The 23,113-nt window shown below is 66.0% G+C and carries 20 protein-coding genes; 9 read left to right on the top strand and 11 right to left on the bottom strand.

Going from position 1 to position 23,113, the window contains the following annotated elements:
* Positions 1–21: 21 nt before the first annotated feature.
* Positions 22–1,389, top strand: coding sequence for a condensation domain-containing protein (locus GOPIP_RS21775; protein WP_244421196.1), 1,368 nt, complete (start codon positions 22–24; stop codon positions 1,387–1,389).
* Entirely contained in the window at positions 1,386–2,732 is a 1,347-nt protein-coding gene (locus GOPIP_RS21780; protein ID WP_006371970.1) for a condensation domain-containing protein, read from the top strand. The genes GOPIP_RS21775 and GOPIP_RS21780 overlap by 4 nt, the downstream gene beginning before the upstream one ends.
* A gap of 22 nt (positions 2,733–2,754) precedes the next feature.
* Here the strand turns inward: GOPIP_RS21780 and GOPIP_RS21785 are convergent, their stop codons facing one another.
* Genes GOPIP_RS21785 through GOPIP_RS21795 form a run of 3 tightly spaced genes read right to left on the bottom strand, consistent with a single transcriptional unit; the run spans position 2,755 to position 5,699 of the window.
* Complete coding sequence (locus GOPIP_RS21785; RefSeq protein WP_244421197.1) at positions 2,755–3,603, bottom strand: glycosyltransferase family 2 protein; 849 nt, start codon at positions 3,601–3,603, stop codon at positions 2,755–2,757.
* Positions 3,563–4,393, bottom strand: coding sequence for a glycosyltransferase family 2 protein (locus GOPIP_RS21790; protein WP_006371973.1), 831 nt, complete (start codon positions 4,391–4,393; stop codon positions 3,563–3,565). The genes GOPIP_RS21785 and GOPIP_RS21790 overlap by 41 nt, the downstream gene beginning before the upstream one ends.
* Before the next feature lie 43 nt (positions 4,394–4,436).
* Positions 4,437–5,699: a cytochrome P450 gene (locus tag GOPIP_RS21795; protein ID WP_006371974.1), complete on the bottom strand. Its 1,263-nt coding sequence runs from the start codon at positions 5,697–5,699 to the stop codon at positions 4,437–4,439.
* 122 nt (positions 5,700–5,821) lie between these two features.
* On the opposite strand from GOPIP_RS21795, the gene GOPIP_RS21800 reads away from it, so the two are divergent.
* A complete protein-coding gene (locus GOPIP_RS21800) occupies positions 5,822–6,433 on the top strand; it encodes a TetR/AcrR family transcriptional regulator (RefSeq protein WP_026919857.1) in 612 nt (203 codons plus the stop codon).
* Positions 6,434–6,461: 28 nt separating this feature from the next.
* On the opposite strand, the gene GOPIP_RS21805 is transcribed toward GOPIP_RS21800, so the two are convergent.
* Together GOPIP_RS21805 and GOPIP_RS21810 are read right to left on the bottom strand one after the other, a co-directional pair.
* Complete coding sequence (locus tag GOPIP_RS21805; protein ID WP_006371976.1) at positions 6,462–6,947, bottom strand: nitroreductase family deazaflavin-dependent oxidoreductase; 486 nt, start codon at positions 6,945–6,947, stop codon at positions 6,462–6,464.
* Positions 6,948–6,951: 4 nt separating this feature from the next.
* On the bottom strand, positions 6,952–8,115 hold the full coding sequence (locus GOPIP_RS21810) for a steroid 3-ketoacyl-CoA thiolase (protein ID WP_006371977.1): 1,164 nt from the start codon (positions 8,113–8,115) through the stop codon (positions 6,952–6,954).
* Positions 8,116–8,452: 337 nt separating this feature from the next.
* On the opposite strand from GOPIP_RS21810, the gene GOPIP_RS21815 reads away from it, so the two are divergent.
* The 3 genes from GOPIP_RS21815 to GOPIP_RS21825 all read left to right on the top strand — a co-directional run bounded on the left by GOPIP_RS21815 (position 8,453) and on the right by GOPIP_RS21825 (position 11,374).
* A complete protein-coding gene (locus tag GOPIP_RS21815; RefSeq protein WP_035728627.1) occupies positions 8,453–9,760 on the top strand; it encodes a cytochrome P450 in 1,308 nt (435 codons plus the stop codon).
* Positions 9,757–10,206 (top strand): nuclear transport factor 2 family protein, encoded by a 450-nt coding sequence (locus GOPIP_RS21820; protein ID WP_006371979.1) that lies wholly within the window; start codon positions 9,757–9,759, stop codon positions 10,204–10,206. Before GOPIP_RS21815 ends, GOPIP_RS21820 begins: the two co-directional genes overlap by 4 nt.
* Positions 10,207–10,414: 208 nt before the next feature.
* Positions 10,415–11,374 carry a hypothetical protein gene (locus GOPIP_RS21825; RefSeq protein WP_231386585.1) on the top strand — a complete coding sequence of 320 codons (960 nt, stop codon included), beginning with the start codon at positions 10,415–10,417 and terminating at the stop codon, positions 11,372–11,374.
* Positions 11,375–11,459: 85 nt separating this feature from the next.
* Here GOPIP_RS21825 and GOPIP_RS21830 read toward each other — a convergent pair whose 3' ends face one another.
* Genes GOPIP_RS21830 through GOPIP_RS21840 form a run of 3 tightly spaced genes read right to left on the bottom strand, consistent with a single transcriptional unit; the run spans position 11,460 to position 14,714 of the window.
* Positions 11,460–12,638 carry a thiolase family protein gene (locus GOPIP_RS21830; RefSeq protein ID WP_006371981.1) on the bottom strand — a complete coding sequence of 393 codons (1,179 nt, stop codon included), beginning with the start codon at positions 12,636–12,638 and terminating at the stop codon, positions 11,460–11,462.
* The gene (locus tag GOPIP_RS21835) at positions 12,638–13,684 is read right to left on the bottom strand and encodes a thiolase family protein (RefSeq protein ID WP_006371982.1); all 1,047 of its coding nucleotides are present in this window, start codon (positions 13,682–13,684) and stop codon (positions 12,638–12,640) included. The genes GOPIP_RS21830 and GOPIP_RS21835 overlap by 1 nt, the downstream gene beginning before the upstream one ends.
* Positions 13,685–13,724: 40 nt before the next feature.
* Entirely contained in the window at positions 13,725–14,714 is a 990-nt protein-coding gene (locus GOPIP_RS21840) for a Zn-ribbon domain-containing OB-fold protein (RefSeq protein WP_006371983.1), read from the bottom strand.
* A gap of 133 nt (positions 14,715–14,847) precedes the next feature.
* On the opposite strand from GOPIP_RS21840, the gene GOPIP_RS21845 reads away from it, so the two are divergent.
* Entirely contained in the window at positions 14,848–15,885 is a 1,038-nt protein-coding gene (locus GOPIP_RS21845; protein ID WP_006371984.1) for an LLM class F420-dependent oxidoreductase, read from the top strand.
* Between the two features lie 7 nt (positions 15,886–15,892).
* Here the strand turns inward: GOPIP_RS21845 and GOPIP_RS21850 are convergent, their stop codons facing one another.
* Both GOPIP_RS21850 and GOPIP_RS21855 read right to left on the bottom strand, forming a co-directional pair.
* Positions 15,893–17,308: a cytochrome P450 gene (locus GOPIP_RS21850; RefSeq protein ID WP_006371985.1), complete on the bottom strand. Its 1,416-nt coding sequence runs from the start codon at positions 17,306–17,308 to the stop codon at positions 15,893–15,895.
* A 51-nt stretch (positions 17,309–17,359) separates the two neighbouring features.
* Positions 17,360–18,181, bottom strand: coding sequence for a crotonase/enoyl-CoA hydratase family protein (locus tag GOPIP_RS21855; protein ID WP_014361509.1), 822 nt, complete (start codon positions 18,179–18,181; stop codon positions 17,360–17,362).
* A gap of 81 nt (positions 18,182–18,262) precedes the next feature.
* Between GOPIP_RS21855 and GOPIP_RS21860 the strand changes: the two genes are divergently transcribed.
* A complete protein-coding gene (locus tag GOPIP_RS21860; protein ID WP_006371987.1) occupies positions 18,263–19,927 on the top strand; it encodes an acyl-CoA synthetase in 1,665 nt (554 codons plus the stop codon).
* The gene (locus GOPIP_RS21865) at positions 19,924–21,063 is read left to right on the top strand and encodes an NAD(P)H-dependent flavin oxidoreductase (protein WP_006371988.1); all 1,140 of its coding nucleotides are present in this window, start codon (positions 19,924–19,926) and stop codon (positions 21,061–21,063) included. Before GOPIP_RS21860 ends, GOPIP_RS21865 begins: the two co-directional genes overlap by 4 nt.
* Before the next feature lie 309 nt (positions 21,064–21,372).
* Here the strand turns inward: GOPIP_RS21865 and GOPIP_RS21870 are convergent, their stop codons facing one another.
* Entirely contained in the window at positions 21,373–22,662 is a 1,290-nt protein-coding gene (locus GOPIP_RS21870; RefSeq protein WP_006371989.1) for an HNH endonuclease, read from the bottom strand.
* Positions 22,663–23,113: the final 451 nt, after the last annotated feature.

Consider the following 23,113-nt stretch of genomic DNA (forward strand, 5'->3'; position numbering starts at 1 on the left):
GGGTCCGTCGTGGAGTGGACCATGCGCTCCCCGGATCGGGCCAGACTCGGCTCGTCTCCCTCGGGTGCGGGAACCTTCCTGCAGTCCGATCACCTCGCGACCGCGGTCGCCGCTCGTCTACGCGGCGAACCGCATCGGGCGATCATCGGCTCCCTCACGCGTTTCGACGAGCCGCTCGACGCCGAGGTCATGGCGCAGGCGCTCACCGACTTCGTGCGGCGCCACGAGGAACTACGTGCGCACTACGTGGTCGACGAATCGGGGATCACCCGCGTGGTCGCGCCACCGGATTCGGTGGAGATGGTCACCACCGTGCCGGACCCCGACCTCGTCCTCGACGAGGCGTCGGTCGGCGAGTATGCGGCGCAACGCATCACCTCGCTGACCGATTTCGATTCGGTACCCGCCATGGCATTCGGGGCGGCGGCGGGTGAGCGGGGTTTCACGTTCTATCTGGGCGCCGACCATGTCCACGGAGACGGATACTCGGTGTGGCTCGCGCTCGCCGAGATCGTCGCGCTCTACCGGGCACGGGTGCACGGCGAGCCCGCGGATCTGCCGTCGGTCGGCAAGTACGCGGATTTCATCCGGGCCGAGGCGATGTCGGCCGCGGCGGTCGCCGCCGACGCCGACAGCGTCCACACCTGGCGGGCGGCACTGCGGGCCAAGGGCGGGGTTCCGACCTCGCCGCTCGATCTCGGGCTCGACGGTGACACCGCCGTACCGGCGGTCCGTGCCCGTCGCGATCTGATCGACGCCGATGACGCCGCCCGGATCGACGAGCGGCTCGCCGGGACCGGCTGCACCTTCACCGGGTGTCTGTACGCGGCAATGGCATCGGCGCAGTTCGCGGTGACCGGTGATCGCCTGTTCTGTACGACGACCGCCCTGGCGACGCGTCCCCCCGGGCACGAAAGCACCCAGGGCTGGTTGTGCAACTTTGCGCCGATCTGTTTCGAGGTGGACCCCGACGCCGACTTCGTGTCGCTGATCGGGGCGGCCACCGACGCCGTCCGCGACGCCCGCTCCGCCGCAGCCGCGCCGGTGGGTGCGGTACTCGGGGTGTTGGCACAGACCGGTGAGTTGCCGCCGATCACGGGTTCGCCGCAGATGGTGACCTACCTCGATCATCGTCGGCTGCCGGGGGTCGAGGACCCGACGGTGCGGACGACGGTCGGTTTCCCCGGTGTCGGAAAGACCAAGAACGCCAACCTCTGGGTGAGCCGGATGACCGACTGCGTGACGGTCGAGACCCAGATCCCCGACAACGCGACCGCCCGGCGGAACATCGGTAACTACCTCGACGCGATCGCCGATATCCTGCACGACTTCGCCGCGGGTGCCGAGCGGCCCGCACCGCACACCGGCGCGACCGGGGCAGCGGTATGAAACTGGCGAGCCTGGAACACTATTCGGTGCAACCCGGCTGCTTCGTGCAGTGGGTGCCGGAGTGCGGAGCGGCGAACTCGTCGGCTGTGACGGTCATGGCGGTCTCGGAGAACGAGCGTTTCCATCTCGACTCGGTGCAGGAGGGTCACCTGGGCTGGATGACCCTCGTCGTCGATCTACCCCGATCGGTGCCCCGGGAACTGCTGCGCCGCATGGCATCGGAGCTGATGTCGCGTCATGACGCATTGCGCAGCCATTTCGTCGCCGGCGACGACTATGTGCGCCAACATCATCAGGAAGTCCTGGCGATGGTCGACGACGAGATCGATGCGCGCGACTGGGACGCGCAGGCACTCACCGACGAAGTACTGCGACGAACGGCATCGGCGTGTAATCCACTCCGATCCGGTGGGCACTTCTTGTCCGCCGTCTGCCGGCCGGACTCGACGACGGTGATCTGCGCCTTCGACCACGCCTACGTCGACGCCCGGTCGTTGACGGTGATCGCCGCCGACATCACCGATGTTCTCGCCGAACGCCCGTTACGACCCGCGGCATCGGGTCTCGACGAGGTGCGCGCCCACATCCGTGTTCCGAACGTGCCCGCCGACGACCCGCGGCTGGCCGGTTGGGAACGCTTTCTCGAACAATCCGACTGGCAGATACCGGATTTCCCCTTGGATCTCGGCGTCGGCCCGGGGGAGCGCAAGCCGATGCGCACCGCGATGCGCACACTGGTGGCCGCCGACGACGCCCCCGAACTCAGTTCCGGTATCCGACGCCTCGGCGGCCGTACGCTCTCGGCATTGCTGACCGCCATCGGAGTGGCCGTCCATCGGTCCGGAGGCCCGGAGGAGATGTCGACGATCATCCCGGCCGGACCCCAGACGGACCGACGCTTCGTGGGTTGGGTGGTCGACAACATCCCGATGCGCGTCGCAGGTAGTGGTGATCCGTTGGAGCTCAGCCGGATCAACGCACGACGGGTGGCCGAGGCGACACCGCTGGCCGAGATCGGATTGACCCCGGTCTATCAGACCTTCGGAGATCGGTTGCGCCGCAGCCGAGACGACGTGTTCATGCTGTCCTATGTGGACTACACCCGTTGGTACACACCGGCCGACGGCGTCGAGGTCCGTCAACTCTCCGGCGATCACGACACCGACAACGCGCAGTGGTGGCTGTGGCGCGACGAGAGCGGCATCCATGTGCGGGTTCGCTATCCCGATACCGATCAGGCCGAGAAGATCATCGACGCCGTTCTGTCCGAGACGGTTTCGGTGATCGGTGAGATCGTCGATCGTGTCACGATGCCTGCTGCGCAGGCACACGGTATGGCATGAGATCTCATACCGGCGTCACTGCTCAGCGGATGTCGATCGCCTGACCCGTCGACTCCGCGAGGTCGGCTCGTCCGCCCCGATGGTCGGCGGCGTACCACGCCGAATTCCCACGAATGCCCAGATGTCGTACACGTCGCTGGGAGGTGCGGACGATGGCACGGGGTGCGAGGGCCACCGCGGACTTCGGTGCGACCTTGCGTACACGTTGTTGCAACTCCCAGTCGTCGGAAACCTGCTCGAGAGGCAGTCGCGGATACCCGCCTGCGGCCAGGTAGACCTCGGTGTCGAAGGCGCAGTTCGGGCCGACAACCCCGAAAGTCCGCTGCGCATACGGGGGTTCGTGTCGGGTCCGCCACTTCTGTTGCAGGTGTCCGACTCGCCACAGCAGGCCGAGCAGGTCGTAGGGAACGGGCGAGTACGGTTCGTCGTGGCGTGCCCGTAATCGGCCGCCGACGAGTCGCCGGCCGGCCAGCAACGGCTGGAGCAGCTCGTGTAGCCACGTCGGATCGGGGACCGAATCCGAATCCGTCCGGGCGACGAACACCGCGCCGGTGTCGATGGCGTGCCGTACGCCGGTGTCGACGGCCGATCCGATGCCCTTCTGTGTCTCGGTGATCAGCTCGAACGGCCGGCGGGTGCCCTCGGCGATGAACTTCTCGACCACCTCTGCGGTGGTGTCGGTGCTGCTGTTGTCGATGACGATGACCCGAAAACCGTTCAGCAGTTGACGTTCGAGCACGGTATCGAAGCGTTGGGCGTCGAGGGCGCGCAGCGTCGAGGTGATCAGACGCTGCTCGTTGTAGGCCGGCACGATCACCGCCACGCGGGGCTCAGCGGACATCGGCGGCGAGGTCGGTGGAACTGCGGTCACCCGAATACCATTCGAGCAGGCCCTTGATCCCGAAGGCCTGTTGGCGGCGTTGCGAGGTGTAGACCAGGGCATTCTTCTGCAAGGCGATTCCCTTGGGGCCCACCAGCGACCGCACGCGACTCTGTAACACGGTGTCGTCGTCGACGTCCTCCATCCGCGTCCGCGGGAAGCCGCCGGATTCCAGGTACATCTCGACGTCGATGGCCATGTTGTTGCCCACCACCGCATAACTGCGGCGGGCGGCGGCCGGTCCGCGGGCGGTCCGCAGGTACTCCACGGCGTGGCCGACCCGCCAGAGTTTGCCGACCGCGTTGAACAGGAACGGTGAGACGTCTTCGTCGTCACGGGCTTTCACCCGGCCGCCGACGAGCCGTTTCCCGGCGAACAGCGGGGTCAGCAGGGTGGCGAGCCAGTCCGGCGCCGGATGCGAGTCGGCGTCGGTGCGCGCGATGTAGCGAGCTCCGGAAGCGATGGCGTGACGCGCGCCGGTGTCGGCCGCACAGCCCGAACCCTTTTCGGTTTCGGAGATCAATTCGGTGGGGAACCGGGTTCCGGCCTCGATGAACTCGCGGACGAGGTCCGGGGTGCGATCGGTGCTGTTGTTGTCGACCACCACCACGCGGAATCCGTGCAGGACCTCACGATGCAGTGGGGCGTCGAACTCCTGATCCTGCAAGGCCTGCAGGGTGTCGACGATCAGGCGTTCCTCGTTGTATGCGGGGATGATCACCGCGACTGCGGGCGTCGATGGGCAGAGGTGGTCGGCTGTGGAATCGGATTCGTCGGCCATGGACGAAAGTCTATGTGGCCTTTCGCGTCGTGGCCACCGAGCGTCAGGGACCAGGCACCCGGGAGAGGGTGCCGTAGTCCACCGGGAGATCCTTGACCCCGTTGAGCCAGCCCGATCGGACCCGCCGCATCGGCCCGACCCGGGAGATGTCGGGCAGCACGTCGGCGATGGCGTTGAAGATGAGGTTCAGCTCGAGGCGGGCGAGGTTGGCCCCGATGCAGAAATGTGCCCCATTCCCGCCGAACGCGAGATGGGGATTGGGGTCACGAAGAATGTCGAAGGTGAATGGGTCGGAAAAGACGTCCTCGTCGTAATTGGCCGAGCTGTAGAACAGTCCGACCCGCTGCCCAGCGGTGATCGCGACGCCACCGAGTTCGGTGTCGGCGAGGGCGGTTCGCTGGAAGGCGTTGACCGGCGTCGACCAGCGCAGGATCTCATCGATCGTCGAGGCGGGCCGCTCACGGCGAAACAGCTCCCACTGGGCGGGATGATCGAGAAACGCATTCATTCCGTGTGTGGTCGCATTTCGGGTGGTCTCGTTCCCGGCGGTGATCAGCAGGATGACGAAGAAACCGAACTCCATCTCGTCGAGGGCCTCACCGTCGATGTCGGCCTGCACCAGGGTGGTGACGATGTCCTCACGCGGATTACGTCGCCGATCCTCGGCCATCTGGTATGCGTAACCCAGCAATTCGGCGTTCGCCGTGGTGGGATCGATCAGCTGATCCGGATCGTCGGAATTGATGATGGCGTCGACGAGTTCGTGAATTCTCGGTCGATCGGCGGTGGGTACACCGATGAGGTCGAGGATCGCCTGTAACGGGAGGTGGACGGCGACGTCGTCGACGAAGTTCCCGCTGCCGCGCGCCGCGGCCTCGGTGACCACCCGGCGTGCCGACTCCTGCAACGTGTCGGTCAGCGCACCAACGGATTTCGGCGTGAAGATGCGCGAGACGATCTTGCGTAGACGCGTGTGCGACGGCGGATCGTGGTTGATGAGAAGCGCTTTGGTGAACTCGATCTGATCGGCCGTCACGTACTCGGGGAGGCGGATGATCGCGCCGTTGGCATTGGTCGACCACAGCGCGTGATTGCGTGAGACCTCGCGGACGTGAGCATGCTTCGAGACCACCCAGAATCCGCCATCGTGGAATCCGCCGCCCTTGCCCTCCTCCTGGGCGTTCCACCACACCGGTGCCGTCCGGCGCAGATGAGCGAACTCGACAAGGGGGATACCGCGTTCGAGGAGGTCGGGATCGGTGAAGTCGATGCCCGCGTCGAACGGACGGGCCGATGTGGTCTGCATCACCACACCATACACCAGAAGAATATCTGTATGGTCAAACATCTCGGCGTCGTTCGCCGATTAGGGTGGATTCTCATGACGCGCGAGTGCCCGGTGAGGCCGATCGACCATGGGGCACGCTGATGCGGACGCACGGATGGGCCGGTGCGGTACCCGCCACCGATGAGGAGGCGGTCGCGCGCATTCTCGCGACCACCCGAGAGGTCATCGACGAACAGGGAGAGGCCACGCGTCTGACCGACGTGGCGCGACGACTCGGCGTGACCCGCCAGACGGTGTATCGCTACTTCCCGAGCACCGAGGCGTTGCTCTCGGCAACCGCCATCGACGCCGTCGGAGCGTTCCTCGACCGCATCGCCGGCCGCTTGGCGGGACTCACCGAGCCGGATGTGGCTGTGGTCGAGGGTGTTTCAGCGGTGCTGGAGGCGCTCGCCGACGACCGCTACATGGGCATCCTGCTGCTGCCCGGACATCAGAGCCTCCCGGTGATCGGACAGATCACCTCGGAGAACGCGCGCGTATTCGCGCGCAGCATGATCGAGCGGATGGATGTCGACTGGACCGCACGCGGTTACGGCGACCAGGACATCGAGATCCTCGTCGAGATCGTCTTGCGCACCCTGCAATCACTGATCATCGACCCCGGCCACGCGCACTCGGCTCCGGATCGCCGAGAGTTCCTCGACCGCTGGTTGGGATCGGCGATCCGTGCACTTCCGAGCGGAATTCGTTGAGCCCGCCCGGCCGAGGTCCGAGGCGGCGTCAGCCGGTGGCGGGTTCGCAGATCACCACCGGGATCTCGCGTTCGGTCCAGGCGTCGTAGGTGTCGAAGTCGGCATACACGTCGACCAGTTTCGGCCACAGGCGCGCGCGTTCGGCCTCATCGGCGGTGCGGGCCCGCAACTCGTGGCGATCACGCCCGACCTCGATGGTCACCGCCGGGTTGGCGCGCAGGTTGAGATACCACGCCGGGTGATGCGCCAGTCCGCCCTGTGAGGCCACCACGACGAAGTTCTCGCCGTCGCGCAGATAGAGCAACGGTGCGGTGCGAGGCTTACCAGACTTGCGGCCGGTCGTGGTCAACAGGCACACCGGAACCGGCTTGTGCAGTGCCGCCCCGATTCGCCACGTGTTGCCCAGGCGGCCACCGGTGGCGCGGTAGACCACCGTGTTGAGCCGCGAGCCCACCTTGATCAGCTGCGCGACAACAGGCGAATCGAGTTGGGGTGGACGGTTGTTCGCATCCACCGGCTCAGATGCGTTCCAGTATCGTGCCAGTGGCCATCGCCCCGCCCGCACACATCGTGATCAGGGCGGTCTGTTTGTCGGTGCGTTCCAGTTCGTGCAGGGCGGTGGTGATCAACCGGGAACCGGTGCTACCCACCGGATGTCCGAGTGCGATCGCGCCGCCGTTGACGTTCACCTTGTCCATGTCGGCGCCGTGGACCTGGGCCCAACTGAGTACCACCGAGGCGAACGCCTCGTTGATCTCGACGAGGTCGATGTCCGACAACGACATTCCGGCCTTGCTCAGTACTCGTTCGGTGGCCTGGACCGGACCGTCGAGATGGTAGTGCGGCTCCGCGCCGACGAGCGCCTGCGCGCGCAGCCGAGCCCGGGGGGTGAGGCCCAGTTCCCGTGCGCGCCCCTCGTCCATCAGCAGGATCGCCGCGGCGCCATCGGAGATCTGCGACGAGGTCCCGGCGGTGTGGATGCCGCCCTCGATCACCGGCTTGAGTCCGGCCAGCGACTCCGCGGTCGTCTCGCGCAGCCCCTGATCGCGGACGACGTCGAGGATGTTGCCGGTGAGTTCACCGTCCTTGGTGCGTTCCGGTGCTTTGAGCGCGAGTACCTCGCGGTCGAAACGTCCTTCGTCCCAGGCGATTCGCGCACGCTGTTGGCTCCGCAGTCCGAGCGCCTCGATGTCGGCGCGGGTGATGCCGCGTCGGCGCGCGATGCGCTCGGCGGCCTCGAACTGGTTGGGCAGGTCGATGTGCCACGAATCGGCATGGTAGGGACCGGCATTCGTCCCGACGTTGGCGCCCAGTGGCACCTGTGTCATGGTCTCGACGCCGCAGGCGATGCCGACCTCGATGGTGTCGGTCGCGATCAGTCCGGCGATCAGATGATTGGCCTGCTGCGCCGACCCACACTGACAGTCGATCGTGGTCGCGCCGGTGTGTTCGGGCAGACCCGCCGACAGCCAGGCCTTGCGGGTGATGTTGCCCGCCTGGGCGCCGGCCTGGGTGACACAGCCGCCGATCGCTTGTTCGACCAAGGCCGGGTCGATGCCCGCCCGTTCGATGAGGCCGCGCTGGGTCATCCCGAGGAGCTCTTCGGCATGCAGACCCGATAGCCAGCCGGCCCGCTTTCCGATCGGCGTCCGCACTGCTTCCACGATCACCGGAACACCCATGGTGGTTCCTCTCCTACGAGGTTCGCTGCCGTCTGACGACCGGCACTGTCCTGCTCAAATTAGAACATGTTCTCGTTTGCGTCCAGCCTCGGGATCGATATGGCGACGCCGATGGGTCGGGGAAGGGGCGAAAGGGACAGTTTCCTGGACATCAGTCCAGAAAAGTCGAAGTGGGACGGTCGCCCAACACTGTATAGGCGGCGTGGACTGGGGCGACCGTCCAGAAAAAAGTAGAACAGGTTCTCGTGTAGTCCGGGTTTCTTGTGTACCGTGGATCACACAAGTGAGACCGAAATCCGTTCTCATCTCACTACAGGTAACGACAGGTGGTGTGACAGTGGTCAAGACCGTCAACGTTTCCGCGGGGGAGTCGCCGAGCGGGGCGACGTCGTCAACGGAAGACGCGGGCAGCAGCCCGTTCATGACGCAGGAGGGCTGGGATTTCACCAATCCCGACCTGCTCGAACAGGGAATCCCGGTCCAGGAGTTCGCAGCCCTGCGTTCGACGGCCCCGGTGTGGTGGAATGCGCAGCGCGAGGGCAAGGGCGGCGGATTCCACGACGGCGGCTATTGGGTGATCTCCAAGCACGCCCATATCCGCGAGATCTCCAAGAACAACGCCGACTGGTCGACCGCGTCCAAGGGCGTGATCATGCGTTTCGACGACGAGATGACCCAGGAGCAGCTCGACGTCACCAAGGCTCTGCTGATCAACCACGATCCGCCCGACCACACGCGGTTGCGCAAGCTGGTGTCCAAGGCCTTCACGCCGCGCGCGGTGCAGGCGCTCGAGGACAAGCTCGATGACGCGGCCCGGACGATCGTGAGGCATGCGGCCGAACAGGGCACCGGAGACTTCGTCCACGATGTGGCCGTCGACCTGCCGTTGTTGGCCATCGCCGATCTGCTCGGTGTGCCCGAGGACGACCGGGTCAAGCTCTTCACCTGGTCGAACAACATGATGAACTACGACGACCCGGAGTTCGGCGAGGACCCGCAGATGGCGTCGGCGGAGATCCTCGGCTACGGCTACAACATGGCCGAGGCGCGCCGCAAGAATCCGGTCGACGACATCGTCAGCGTGTTGGTCAACGCCGATATCGAGGGCCAGTCGCTCGACGAGGCCGAGTTCGGCTTCTTCTTCATCCTGCTGACCGTCGCCGGCAACGAGACCACGCGCAACGCGATCAGCCACGGCATGAACGCCTTCCTCGAGCACCCCGATCAGTGGGAGCTGTTCAAGCGGGAGCGGCCGGCCACCGCGGTCGACGAGATCGTCCGCTGGGCCACGCCGGTCAACTGCTTCCAGCGCACCGCCAAGCGCGACACGCAGGTCGGCGGCGTCGACATCGCCGAGGGCGAGCGCGTCGGGCTGTTCTACGGTTCGGCGAACTACGACGACGAGGTCTTCGAGAAGCCCTACGAGTTCAACATCCTGCGAGATCCCAACCCGCACGTCGGTTTCGGCGGCAACGGTGCGCACTTCTGCGTCGGTGCGAACCTGGCACGGATGGAGATCAACCTGATGTTCAACGCGCTGGCCGACCTGGTGCCCGACATCAGTAGGCTGGAGGCACCGCGTCGCCTGCGGCACGGTTGGATCAACGGCGTCAAGGAACTCCGGGTCGACTACGGGACGAAATGACTCATTCCGAAACCGCACCAGCGTATCTGAACATCGATCGGGAGAACCATCCGGCGGTGGTCGCCGGACGGCGCTCGCGTGAGTTCGTCGAGGCCCGGGACAAGCAGGCCTGGGTGGACAATTTCGCCGCCGACGCGAAGGTCGAGGACCCGGTCGGGCCGTCGATGTTCGACGCCGAGGGCGTCGGATTCAGCGGGCACCAACGGATCTCGGAGTTCTGGGATCTGTCGATAGCGACCACCGAGAGCATCGAGTTCGTCTTCGACGACGAGATCATCTGCGGCAACGAGGTCGCCTACGTCGGTAAGATCGTCACCCACATCGCCGGTCACGTCTCCGAAGCCCACGGTGTGTTCACCTATCGCGCCGACGAGAACGGGAAACTCGCTGCGCTGCGGGCGTTCTGGGAGGTCGAGAAGACGATCAACTCGGTGCGCCCGGCTTAGCGGACCCTCTCACCCGCTCGGAGCGCTCGACCCATGAAAAGTAGGGGAAGAATCTTCTTCCCCTACTTTCTCGTTCTTCCCCGCGAAATTTCCTGCGGAGGAACGGATTTCTTGCGGAAGAATCGCCAGGATCCCGGTGGAAAGGCGATTATCCACAGCTGTGGATGAGCTTGACCACGCCTGCTCGTTCTCGGGCATGCTCATCCCCATGAATTCCGACGACCGTCTGATCCTGCGACGTGATGCGATCAAGCGAGGTGCGACCGACGCCGAGATCGCACGTGGTCTACGCGACGGGACTCTTGCGCGTGTGGGGTGGGGTGGGTACGTCCCGGTGAAAGGCGACTGCGAGCTCGATGAGTTTGCGGTTCGCGAAGAGCGGTATCGCGATTCGGTCCTCGCGGCGGTTCGGATCGGCGGGGAACGGCGTTACCCGAGCCATCAGTCGGCGGCGGCGCTGCTGGGCATTCCGTTGCTGGACAGCGATACCTCGAAGGTTCATTTCACCTCGAAAGCCTCAGGCCGTACCACGCAGAGTCTGATCGTTCACCAAGCCCACATCACTCCGACCGATCTCGTCGAGGCCAACGGAGTTCTCGTGACGTCGATCGCACGTACCGTCTGTGACGTCGCGCGGGAAGGCACTTTCCGGCAAGCGTTGTGCGCTCTCGACTCCGGGCTCTACCAGGGCCGTAAGCGTGGTATTTCCGTCGACCTTGAAGGTGTCGCAGCGGGTATGCGGCGACAGCACGGAATTGCGTTACTGCGCAGCGCCCTGCCTTTGGCGGACGATCGATCCGAGAGCATCGGCGAGTCGCTGAGCCGCGGTGTCATGATGGAGTCGAAGTCGGTGCCGCGGCCCGAGCTCCAGGCGGAGGTCGTCGTCGCCGACGGCTCGGTGAAACGCTGCGATTTCGGGTGGCGTGACTCGCAGGGAAGTTTGCTGGTCGTCGGGGAGTTCGACGGCAGGTTCAAGTATCACCGTGCCTCGGCGGCCAGCGGGCATCGGCTTGCCGAGGACGTCATCTACGCGGAGAAGCTGCGCGAGGACGCGATCCGTGAGTGCGGGATCGTCGTGGTGCGGTGGACGTGGCAGGATCTGCGCGACCCCGACGCCTTCGTCCGCAAGATCCTCGGGGCTCTCCGCCGCGCAGGAATCGTTGGCTGACCTGTTCTTCCCCAAGAAACCCATTCCTCCCCTGACAATTTCCAGGGGAACAACGAAATCCTTGGGGAAGAATCCGAGACAGACGTCAGTGCTGTGGCTTGTCGGACCCCACGAGCCACATCGAGAAGTATTGCGAACCACCGCCATACGCGTGGCCGAGGGCCTTGCGGGCGTCGGGCACCTGGTGTGCTCCGGCCTTGCCCATCACCTGGATCGCAGCCTCGGCGAAGCGGATCATGCCGGACGCGCCGATCGGATTCGACGACAACACGCCGCCGGAGGCGTTGAGTGGGATGCGTCCACCGATCTCGGTTTCGCCGGCCTCGGTCAGCTTCCAGCCCTGGTTTTCCGGCGCGAAACCCAGGTTCTCCAACCACATCGGCTCGAACCAGGAGAAGGGCACGTAGATCTCGGCGGCGTCGATCTCCTCGACGGGGTTGTCGATGCCGCCGGCCTTCCACAGTGCCGCGGCGGCATCCCGACCGGCCTGTGGGCTGACGACGTTGCGGTGCGCGAAGGCCAACGGCTCGGTACGCATCGCGGTCGCGTGAATCCATGCGACCGGAGTTCCCTGTGCCACAGCGTCATCGGCGATCTGCTCGTCGCCGATGACCACGGCGCACGCCCCGTCCGACGACGGGCACGTCTCGTCGTAGCGGATCGGGTCCCAGAGCATCTGCGACGCCATGACCGACTCGGTGGTGATGTCGGGCTGATGCAGGTGTGCCAGCGGATTGAGGGCGCCGTTGCGACGGTCCTTGGCCGCGACCATCGCACCGATGTGCTCGGGGGCACCGGACTGCCGGATGTAGGCGCGCACGTGGGGCGCGAAGAATCCGCCCGCGCCTGCGCCCACCGGCTTGGTGAACGGCACCGGAATCGACAACGCCCACATGGCGTTCGACTCCGACTGCTTCTCCCACGCGACGGCCAGCACCCGACGGTGCACCCCGGCGAATACCAGTGACGCCGCGACGTTGGCGGTGGAACCACCGACCGAACCCGCGGTGTGTACCCGGATCAGTCGTTTGCCGACGGCGCCGAGCGCCTCCGCCATCGCCAGCTCGGGCATCATGGTGCCCTCGAAGAGATCCGGGGCCTTGCCGATGACGATGGCGTCGATGTCATCGATCGAGACCTTCGCGTCGGCCAGCGCCGCGTCGATCGCCTCCCGGCACATCCCGGCCATCGTCACGTCGTGCCGTTTGGCGACATAGTGTGTCTGGCCGGTGCCCAGAACCGCCGCCCGATTGTTGTGTGCCATCAGTTCTCGTCTCCCGCGGTGTCGGCGCCCAAGGTGACCACCATGTTCTGTTGCAGCAGTGGACCGCTCGTCGCGTGCGCGAGCGCGGTCTGCGCGTTGCCGCCGAGGATCTCGTTCGCGGCGTAACCGATCCGTTGCAATCCGGCCGAGAACAGCGAGTTCCCGGCGAGGACACCGCCGGACGGATTGATGCGCACCGACTCCGGCAGGCGTAACGCGTTGCGCACGATCAGTTCTTGATGCGTGTAGGGTGCCGCGATCTCGGCGACGTCGACGGCGCGGCTCCGGTCGCCGAACGCGGTATCGCCGGCCAGGGTCGTCGACGGCGACACCGTCAGGTCCCGCGCGCCGAAATTCGGGGTGTCGATGCGATGATCCCACCCGGTGATGAACGCGGGATTGGCCACCAGCTCACGCGCCCGACGCTCGGAGGCGATGATGACCGCCGCCGCGGCATCGGTGTAGGGCGCGATGTCGTGGGCGCGCAAGGGATTCGCGACGTAGTCGGCACCCAGGAGGTCGTCCATCGAGGCGCCGGTGGTACGGGCGGCCACCGCCGCCATGTCGGCCTCGGTCCACGTTCCGGCATCGAGTCCCGCGCGGGCCTGCAGTGCGGCGAGCGACCGGGCCTGTGGCCACAGCGGTGCCACCGTGTACGGGTCGGTCTGCAGCGCCAGGGTCAGATCCATGTCGCCGGCAGTCGATTTGCCGAAGCCGTAGGCCAGGGCCAGATCGACCTCGCCGGTGGCGATCTTCACCCAGGCCTCGTAGAGGGCCCACGCCGCGTCCATTTCGACGTGCGACTCGTTGATGGGCGGCATCGCACCGATCGAGTCGATGGCCGAGATGAACGAGAAAGCGCGTCCGGCAAGGTAATCCGACGATCCACTACACCAGAAGCCGATATCGGTCCGGCTGATGCCGAGATCGGCGTAGAGCTTGGAGAAACAGGGGATCAGCATTTCCACCCCATTGGTGGTGCCGTGGGTCCCGACGACATTCGGGCTGTGGGCGAACCCGACGATCGCGATCCGGGGGAGGGTCATGACGACATGTCCTTTGTGATGGGCGAGAAAGTGTTCGGGCTCAGAGGAATTCGCGGTAGGAGGCGTAGTCGGCGTCCGGCTCACCGGTCGGCCGGAAGTGGCTGATGCTGCCCAACGAGAGTTCACGCTCGTCCTCGGGGACCCACGCCGCCTGCACGCGCATCCCCATCCGGACCTCGTCTGCCGGGCAGTCGAGGATCAGATGCAGGAACGGGATGTCGGTGCCGTCGAGCAGCACGTAGGCGGCGACGTACGGCGGCTTGATGCGTTGTCCCTGAAAGGGGACGTTGACGATGCAGAAGGTGGTGACGATCCCGGTGTCGGCCAACTCGACCCGCTCCACCGCGGGTGCACCGTCGGACGGGCTGACCTTGCGCGGCGGGAAGTACACCCGGCCGGCGTCGACGCCCGACCCGATCCGGGAGCCGTAGAGTTTGCCGGCCTTGAGCCCCTCCAGGTACCAGGACTCCTCCTCGGTGGCCGAGTGGGTGATCGTGGTGGTGATCGGGGTCGTGATGACGACGCGCTCGCCGGCGTCGACCTCGGCGGTATTCGGTTCGGCCGGCGTTGCGGTCTCACCCGGGGCGAAATGGCTGATGTCGTCGATTCGGCCGGTCCGTGCGGCGCGCCAGACGGCGTGCACGCGCAGCCCCGTCGTCACGTCGTCGGCCGAATCCACCAATAGGGCGTGCAAGAGAGCGGTGTCGGCGCCGTCGAGGCGGATCAACGCCCAGGCGAACGGCACGTCGAGCGGTTGGGGAGCGGCGGGTTGGTCGACCCACGTCCACGAGACGACGGTGCCGGTGGCGGCGACGTCGATGAGATCGGTGGTCGGGGCACCCGATCCGGGATCGAACTCGACCGGCGGCACCGAGACCGTGCCATCCGCGGCGCGTGAGCCGACGATCCGGCCGTCGCGCAGACCGAGCGCGAACTGCGACAGCACCGGACCCAGCGACCGGGTGTACCCGAAGGTGTTGGTCAGCGGTGCGGTGAGGACGGGGGTCTCGGGTTCGGGAACGACCGCCACCGGGTCTGGGACTCCGGGACGGTCACTGGTTGCGATGCTGCTCACACAATCGAGTAGAACACGTTCTAGTATTGGGCACAAGACGCACGTCGGCACGCCGAGGATCGACAACCCCGAGAGGACGGCATCGACCGTGAAACTGGCTTTGCAACTGGGATATTGGGGAGCCGGTCCCATCGCCGGCGCGGCCGAGCTCGTCGCGGCCGCCGAGGCGAACGGCTTCGACGCCGTGTTCACCGCCGAATCGTGGGGCTCGGACACCTACACCCCGCTGGCGTGGTGGGGATCGGCCACGTCCCGTGTCCGCCTGGGCACGGCGGTCTCCCAGCTGTCGGCGCGACCGCCGACCTCCCTGGCGATGGCCGCGCTCACCCTCGACCACCTCTCCGGCGGCCGCCACATCATCGGACTCGGGGTGTCGGGCCCGCAGGTGGTGGAGGGCTGGTATGGCGCGCCATTCGCCAAACCCCTTGCCCGGACCCGCGAATACGTCGAGATCGTCCGCGCGGTGCTGGCGCGCGAGACACCGGTGCGCAGCGACGGGCCGCACTACCCGCTGCCGTATCCGACAGACGCGCCCGGATCGACCGGCCTGGGCAAGTCACTGAAGCCGATCACCCATCCGCTGCGGGCCGACATCCCCATCTGGCTCGGTGCCGAGGGGCCGCGCAACGTGGCGCAGACCGCGGAGATCGCCGATGGCTGGCTCGCCATCTTCTACAGTCTCGCCCTGGCCGATCAGTACGAGCAGTGGTTGGCCGAGGGCTTCGCCCGACCGGGGGCGCGACGAACGCGTGAGGAGTTCGAGGTCGCGGCGACCGTGCAGGTCGTCGTCACCGACGACGTCGCCTCGGCCGTCGAGCGGTACCGTCCGTCGACGGCGCTGTACGTCGGCGGAATGGGGGCCGAGCAGAAGAACTTTCACGCCGCGCTTTACACACGGATGGGCTACGGCGACGCCGTCGAGGAGATCGGCCGTCTGTTCCGGGCGGGCCGCAGGGAAGAGGCGATCGCGGCCGTGCCCGACGAGATGGTCCGCGAAACCCTGATCGCCGGCACCGCCGACGAGGTACGCGCGCAGATCTCCTTGTGGGAGGCTGCCGGAGTCGACATGCTGATGGTCACCGCGCGTGACGTCGAGACCATCGAGGCCTTGGCCGGGCTGGTCTGAACCACGCTCAACCCGCGGTCGCCGACACCCGGCGCTCGCTCAGCGACAAGTGAAAATCCTTGGGCACCATGGTGAGACGCTCGTCGACGGTCAGTTGGTAGTCGGGGTCGGCGCGCAGGTCGTATCGGTGTAGGAGGCTCGCGAGCACCAACACCGCCTCGTGCAGGGCGAACTGGCGTCCGATGCACGAGCGCACCCCGGTGCCGAACGGCTGGTAGGTGTGCGCGGGCCGCTTCTTGATGTTCGCCGAGAGAAACCGATTTGGGTCGTAGACGTCGGGGTCGGTCCACACCTGCGGATCGCGGTGCACCAGGCCCAGCAGCACGATCGCCCAGTCCTGGGTCCGCATCCGGTGGTGACCGCCGATCACGGTGTCCTCCCGCGGGCTGCGGGCGAAGGCGGGGACGGTCGGCCAGATCCGCAGCGCCTCATCGAGGCAGCGTCGGATGTAGCGGAACTTCGGCACCTGCTCGAACTCCGGCATCGCCGACGGATCCGTACCGAGGATCTCGTCGGCCTCGGCCTGGGCGCGCGCGAGGCACTCCGGGTTCTGGGAGAGGTAGTACAGGGTGAATGACAATGCCCCGGAGGTGGTTTCATGCCCCGCGACCAGAAAGGTGAGGATCTGGTAGCGGATGTTGAGCATCGAGAGCTTCTCGCCCGTCTCGGGATGGGCGACGTTGAGCATGATGCCGAGTAGATCGTCACGGTTCGGATCGCCTGCGCGGGCCGCGATCACCCCGTCGAGGAGTGAGTCGACGTACTCCTGGTGCTCGGCGTTGCGGCGGTCGAGATAGCGCATCAGGAATCGGCCACCCGGAGCGGTACCCAAGCCGCCCTTGCGTCGGCCGGTCTCGAGGGCGCGGATCATCGCACCGATGAACGGATGCGGCTGCGCAGAGGAGAACGAGCCGAAATCCTGACTGAAAGCGGTGCGCGTCAATGTCTCGAGGGTCAACTTGGTCATGTCCCGGGTGACATCGGTGTCGCCACCGCGACGGTCCCAATAGTCGAAGAGTTCACTCGCGGTGGAGATCATCGTCGGGTGGTAGGAGCGGATCGCCGACTTGGTGAATGCAGGGATCAACAGCTCATGCGCCAGTTGCCAATTGGGTTCGTCGTTGCGCGCGGTGAACAAACCGTCGCCGGCGTACTGGCGCAGCGCGGTGATCGCCGGTGGCAACGCCTTGCAGAAACGGGTCTCATCGCAGAGTTCGGCGGAGAGCTCGGCCGACGCGACGAACACGAACTTCTGCCGGAAGATCTGCATCTCGAAGATCGGGCCGAGGCCCGGGCCCCACTCGAGGATGCTCAACACCGGATTACGCGGATCGGAGACCCCGAGGTCACCGATGACCGGGCGCCGGGTGCCGGCATGCGGGAATCGTTGGCCGGACCAGTCGTTTTTCAGCGGGCGTCGCAACACATCCTCGACGATGCTCGTCGTGGGCGGTGGTGTCAACGTCGCCCGACGTCACTCGCCGGTGAAGACCGGCTTTTCCTTGGCGGCGAATGCTTTCGGGCCGACCTTGGCGTCCTTGCTCTGGAACACCGAGATGCCGATCGGCGCCTCGATGGCGAAGGCGTCGAGTTCGTGCATCCCCTCGGTCTCGCGGATGGTCCGCAGGATCGCCTGTACGGCGAGGGGACCGTTGGCGCAGATCGCATCGGCGAGCTCGAGAGCCTTGTCGAGGGCGGCGCCGTCGTCGACGACGTGGCCGATCAAACCGTATTCCTTGGCCTCGTCGGCGGTGATGTGACGGCCCGTCAAGAGAATGTCACAGGCGACGGTGTAGGGGATCTGTCGCACCAGCCGTACTGCGCTGCCGCCGAGCGGGAAGAGTCCCCAACGTGCTTCGGATACACCGAATCTGGCACTTCGGCCGGCCACCCGGATGTCGGTGCCCTGCAGGATCTCGGTACCGCCGGCGATCGCCGGGCCCTCCACGGCGGCGATGAGCGGTTTGGTCAGTCGGCGGCCTTTGAGCAGCGCAGGCAGCGACGCCGGGTCCCAGGCGCCCTGTTTGACCGTGTCGCCGGGAGCGTTGCGCGACATGGCCTTGAGGTCCATGCCGGCGCAGAACGCGCCCCCCGCGCCGGTGAGGATCGCCGCCCGGATCTCGGGATCGGAGTCGACCCGGTCCCAGGCCTCGGTCATGATCGCCATCATCTCCGAGGACAGCGCGTTGCGGGCGGCGGGGCGGTTCATGGTGACGATCAGAACGTGTCCGCGTTGCTCGACCAGACAGTGTGGCGCCTCGTCGGTGGCGGATTCGGCATGCGACATCGTGGTCATCTCGACCCCCAGATCGGTGGAAGTGGCATGTGGGAGGAACGTGCTCTTGCCGGAAACGATAACACGTTCTAGTTTTGTGTCATGGCTTTCACCATCGGGGACCTCATCGAGCATGCGGTCGACCTCATGCCGGACCGCACCGCCGTCGAATCGGGCGACCGTTCGCGCACCTATGCCGAACTCGAGGCCCGCAGCAACGCCCTCGCGCACCACCTTCGTTCGCTGGGCGTGCAGCCAGGTGACCGAGTGGGTCTGTACAGCCGAAACACGATCGAATCCATCGAGGCGATGGTCGCGATCTTCAAGGCGCGGGCGGTGATGGTCAACGTCAACTACCGCTACGTCGAGGCCGAACTCGACCACATCTTCTCCGACTCCGGGATGACCGTGCTCATCCACGAACGTCAGTATTCGACGCGGGTGTGCAACGTGTTGTCGAATCGCGACGCGGCCGGCGGTGTGCGGCCGGTCGTCGCCCACCGCGTGGTCATCCCCGATGGCAGTGACGTCGAGATCGGGACGCTCGCCGCCCCGGTCCTCTACGACGACGCGATCGCAGGCGAATCGATCGAGCGTGACTTCGAGGAGCGCTCCGACGACGACCTGTACATGCTCTACACCGGCGGCACGACCGGCAAACCCAAGGGTGTCGTGTGGCGGCAGGCCGACGTCTGGCGGGTTCTCGGCGGCGGCATCGACTGGTACACCGGCGAGCCGGTCACCGACGAGTGGGAGCACGCGCGCACCGGCGCCGCGGGCGGACAACTCGTCCGATTCCCGATCCCGCCGTTCATCCACGGAGGCTCGCAGTGGGCGGTGTTCCAGGCGCTCTTCGGTGGCGGAAAAGCGGTGGTGTATCCCGATTTCGACGCGCACGCCGTCTGGGAGGCGGTCGGCCGGCACCGGGTGAACGTCATGTTCATCACCGGAGATGCCATGGGGCGACCGATGATCGAGGCGCTCGGTCAGCGCGACTACGACACCTCCACACTCGTTTCCGTGGCGTCGTCCGCGTGCCTGTTCTCGCCGAGCATCAAAGAGCAGTTCCTCGAACGCTTCCCGAACGCCGTCATCATCGACGCGATCGGATCGTCGGAGACCGGATTCGGCGGGATGGCCGCCGTCGTCAAGGGTGAGTCACACGTCGGGGCGCCACGGGTCAACGCCGACAAGCAAACCCACGTGCTGCGCGAGGACGGGACCCAGGTGGAGCCCGGCACCGGTGAGGTCGGGGTGCTCGCGCGCACCGGTCACATCCCGCTGCGCTATCACAACGATCCGGAGAAATCGGCCAAGACGTTCAAGGAATTCAACGGGATTCGCTACTCGATTCCGGGGGACTTCGCGCGGGTCGAGGCCGACGGCACCATCACCATGCTGGGCCGCGGATCGGTGTCGATCAACACCGGCGGCGAGAAGGTCTATCCCGAAGAGGTCGAGGCGGCACTCAAGGCACACCCCGACGTCTTCGACACCGTTGTCGTCGGGGTCGCCGACGACCGGTTCGGGCAGCGAGTCGCCGCGGTGATCGCCGCGCGTGACTCGGCGCGGCCGACGCTCGGAGAGCTCGCCGATGTGGTGCGCAAAGAACTGGCGGGCTACAAGACGCCGCGCAGCGTGTGGTTCGTCGATGAGATCAAGCGATCACCGGCGGGCAAGCCCGACTACCGGTGGGCGGCGTCGGTCACCGAGAGCCGCCCGGCCGATGAGACAGCAGACACAGAGATCAAAGGGGCCACTCGATGAAGACAGAACTGGCAACACGATTCGGGATCGACTACCCGATCTTCGGATTCACGCCGAGCCAACACGTGGCCGCGGCGATCAGCCGGGCCGGTGGCCTCGGCGTCCTGGGGTGTGTGCGGTTCAACGATCCGGAGGAACTCGACGAGGTCCTCGGGTGGATGCACGACAACACCGACGGCAAGCCGTTCGGCGTCGACATCGTGATGCCTGCGAAGATCCCGACCGAGGGCAGCCACACCGACCTCGACGCGATGATCCCGCCCGAGCATCGCGCGTTCGTCGAACGCACGCTCGACGACCTCGGTGTGCCGCCGCTGCCCGACGGCGACCGGGTCAATGCCGGAGTACTCGGCTGGCTGCATTCGGTGGCGCGTTCGCATGTCGACGTCGCGATGACCCACGCCGACAAGTACGGCCAGATCAAGCTCATCGCCAATGCCCTCGGGTCACCCCCCGCCGACGTCATCGCCACCGCCCACGACCACGGTGTGTCGGTGGCCGCCCTGGCGGGCGCGAAAGATCATGCGCTGCATCACGTCGACGCCGGAGTCGACATCGTCATCGCCCAGGGATACGAGGGTGGCGGTCACACCGGTGAGGTGACGTCGATGATCCTGTGGCCCGAACTCGTCGACGCCGTCGGCGACCGGGCCCCGGTGCTTGCGGCCGGCGGCGTCGGCAGCGGCCGACAGATCGCTGCCGCGATTGCCCTAGGCGCACAAGGTGTCTGGATGGGGACCTATTGGCTCACCGCCGCCGAGTACAAACTCGGGGTGCCCGAGGGACAGGAGGGGCCGTCGACCGTGCAGCAGGCGCTGCTCGACGCGAGCTCGCGGGACACCGTGCGCCGCCGCATCTATTCCGGCAAGCCCGCTCGACTGCTCAAGACGAAGTGGACCGACGCGTGGGATGCCCAGGGCGCACCGGAGCCGCTGCCGATGCCGCTGCAGAACATCCTCGTCTCCGAGGCGCACGCCCGAATCTCCGCGTCCAGCGACCCCGGGGTCGTGGCGATGCCCGCCGGTCAGATCGTCGGACGCCTCAACGCGATCACCCCGGTCGCCGAGCTGATCGCCGACATGGTCGCCGAATACGAGGAATCCGTCGCCCGGATGCAGAAAACATTGGAGGGGTAGCGCTTCGGTACGAAACCAGCCTTGGCGCAGGTGGTCTCGAGGCTCGCCGCACGCGGCTCGCACCTCGACCATCGATCTGTGATGCCCCACCCTACCTGCCCGACGGCCGTCCCACTCCGATGGTCGAGGTGCCGAGGAGCGATAGCGACGAGCCTCGAGACCCCTTGTGCCGAAAGGATTCCGGGCCACGGTGGCACGCGCACCTCGACCATCGGGCGTGGGGAATTCTCTATGAAGTTCTCAAACAACAGATGCGGTCCCGGCCGGGCCGGGTGCGGGGGAATCAGGCTGTAGTAGAGGCGCTTCGGGTCAGGCTGCTGCGTCGTCGAGTCGCATGGTGCGTCGGTGGTAGGACGGTATTGGTCGGCGCTTCGGGTCGATGCTGGCGGGTGGGATCAGCCAGGGGTGCCGGTCGAATCCCATGATGATGTCCCAGCCGTGGTGGTGCACGTCGTCGTGACAGCTGGTGCACAGTAGGCAACCGTTATCTAGGTCGGTGGGCCCACCATCGGCCCAATGGTGCAAATGGTGTCCTTGGCAGCGCCCGGCGTGTGCACCACATTTGATGCACCCGCGATCCCGCACCAACAACGCTTTCCGTTGGCCGGGCGTGAACAACCGTTCCTGGCGTCCGACGTCGAGGGGTACGCCGTCGGTGTTGAGGATGATTTTGGTGATGGTGGTGTCGCACGACAACATACGGGCGGTGGCTTCGGTGATGGCACCCATATTCTGCAAATCCCCGCCGAGTGCCGGGTTGTCCGCTGACCAGGTCCACAACAGGCCGTTGGTGGGTTTGGCCGAGAACGTGGTGTCCGTTAGGCCTTGTGCTGCCAACTCCACGATCGTTTCGAACGCGGCCGCGCAGATTTGTTCGGGTGTCCGGGGATCGGGGGAGCCGTCGGGTTGAGGCTTGGGCGCCGACAAGGTTTCCATCAGAGTTCTGGTTTTCTCCCCGGCGATGATGTCGAGGTTCGCCGAGATTTCCAACCGGCCGTCGTCGGTGATGCGGTCGGTGTAGGAGTTGATCGTCTTGTCCTCCGCGGCCGGTAACCCGCCAGGTGTTTCGGCCGCCAACTCGTTACCCAACTGCCGCGCGTAAATGTTGATCTCGGCGGGGGTGAAACCCGCGAAGTAATGCGACAGCAGCTTTTGGAGGTATTCACACCGTTGCACGGTGTCCAAAGGTTCGGGGCATCGGGTGTCGATGTGCGCCAATCCGCGGACGATGGCATCGACGTGTTCGGAGGAGATGGACCCGTCCGCGGCATGCGCCAACAACAGATCCACATCGGTGGTGGCCGAGATCCGCACATACCGACCTGCGACGGCGGGTGCGAAACCCATGCTGATCAACAACTCCCGAAGCCGGGTGGTCTTGTGATCGCCCACCCCCAGGCGATCCATCTCACCGGTAAGTGATGTGGCGTGGTGATCAACCAAATTCCGCAGTAGCAGGACTTGTTTCATCGCGCCGAAGGCTTGAGGGCCGGTCATCTCCGGATCCCATTGCAGGTCGCTGAGCTGGGTGACGATGTTGGCGAAGATTGCCTCGGCGTCAACATCTTTGACGTCAAGAGTTGCGGTGGTGTCGATCATGGGCCCCTCCCCGGTGGCTGATCGGTGTGATGACTCCATCATACTCGAACATATGGATCAGGGCAAGGGTGTTCGATGATTCTGGGTGGGGAAAGGTGCTTGTGGACAACGGGTTTCGGTGGTGGGCTGGCGGCAGTTTTCTGTCGGTGGGGTCTGGTAGGGGGCGGTTCTTGCTGTGGTGGACGGATGTGCTTGGGAGGCTTGTTATCTCACCGGGTCTCGAGGCTCGCCGCACGCGGCTCGCACCTCGACCATCGATCAGGAGGGTTTGCTCGGTCATCGGGGAACGCGGTACGCGGTGTCAGCGCTCAGGCGCGGCTCGTGCAAAGGCGGAGTCTACGAGTTCGGTGCGCGTTCAGGAGCCGGGGTGGATGGATGTGGCTGGGAGGCTTGTTATCTCGCCGGGTCTCGAGGCTCGCCGCACGCGGCTCGCACCTCGACCAGCGGGGGA

It is taken from the genome of Gordonia polyisoprenivorans NBRC 16320 = JCM 10675 (genome assembly GCF_000241325.1).
Classification (GTDB): domain Bacteria; phylum Actinomycetota; class Actinomycetes; order Mycobacteriales; family Mycobacteriaceae; genus Gordonia; species Gordonia polyisoprenivorans.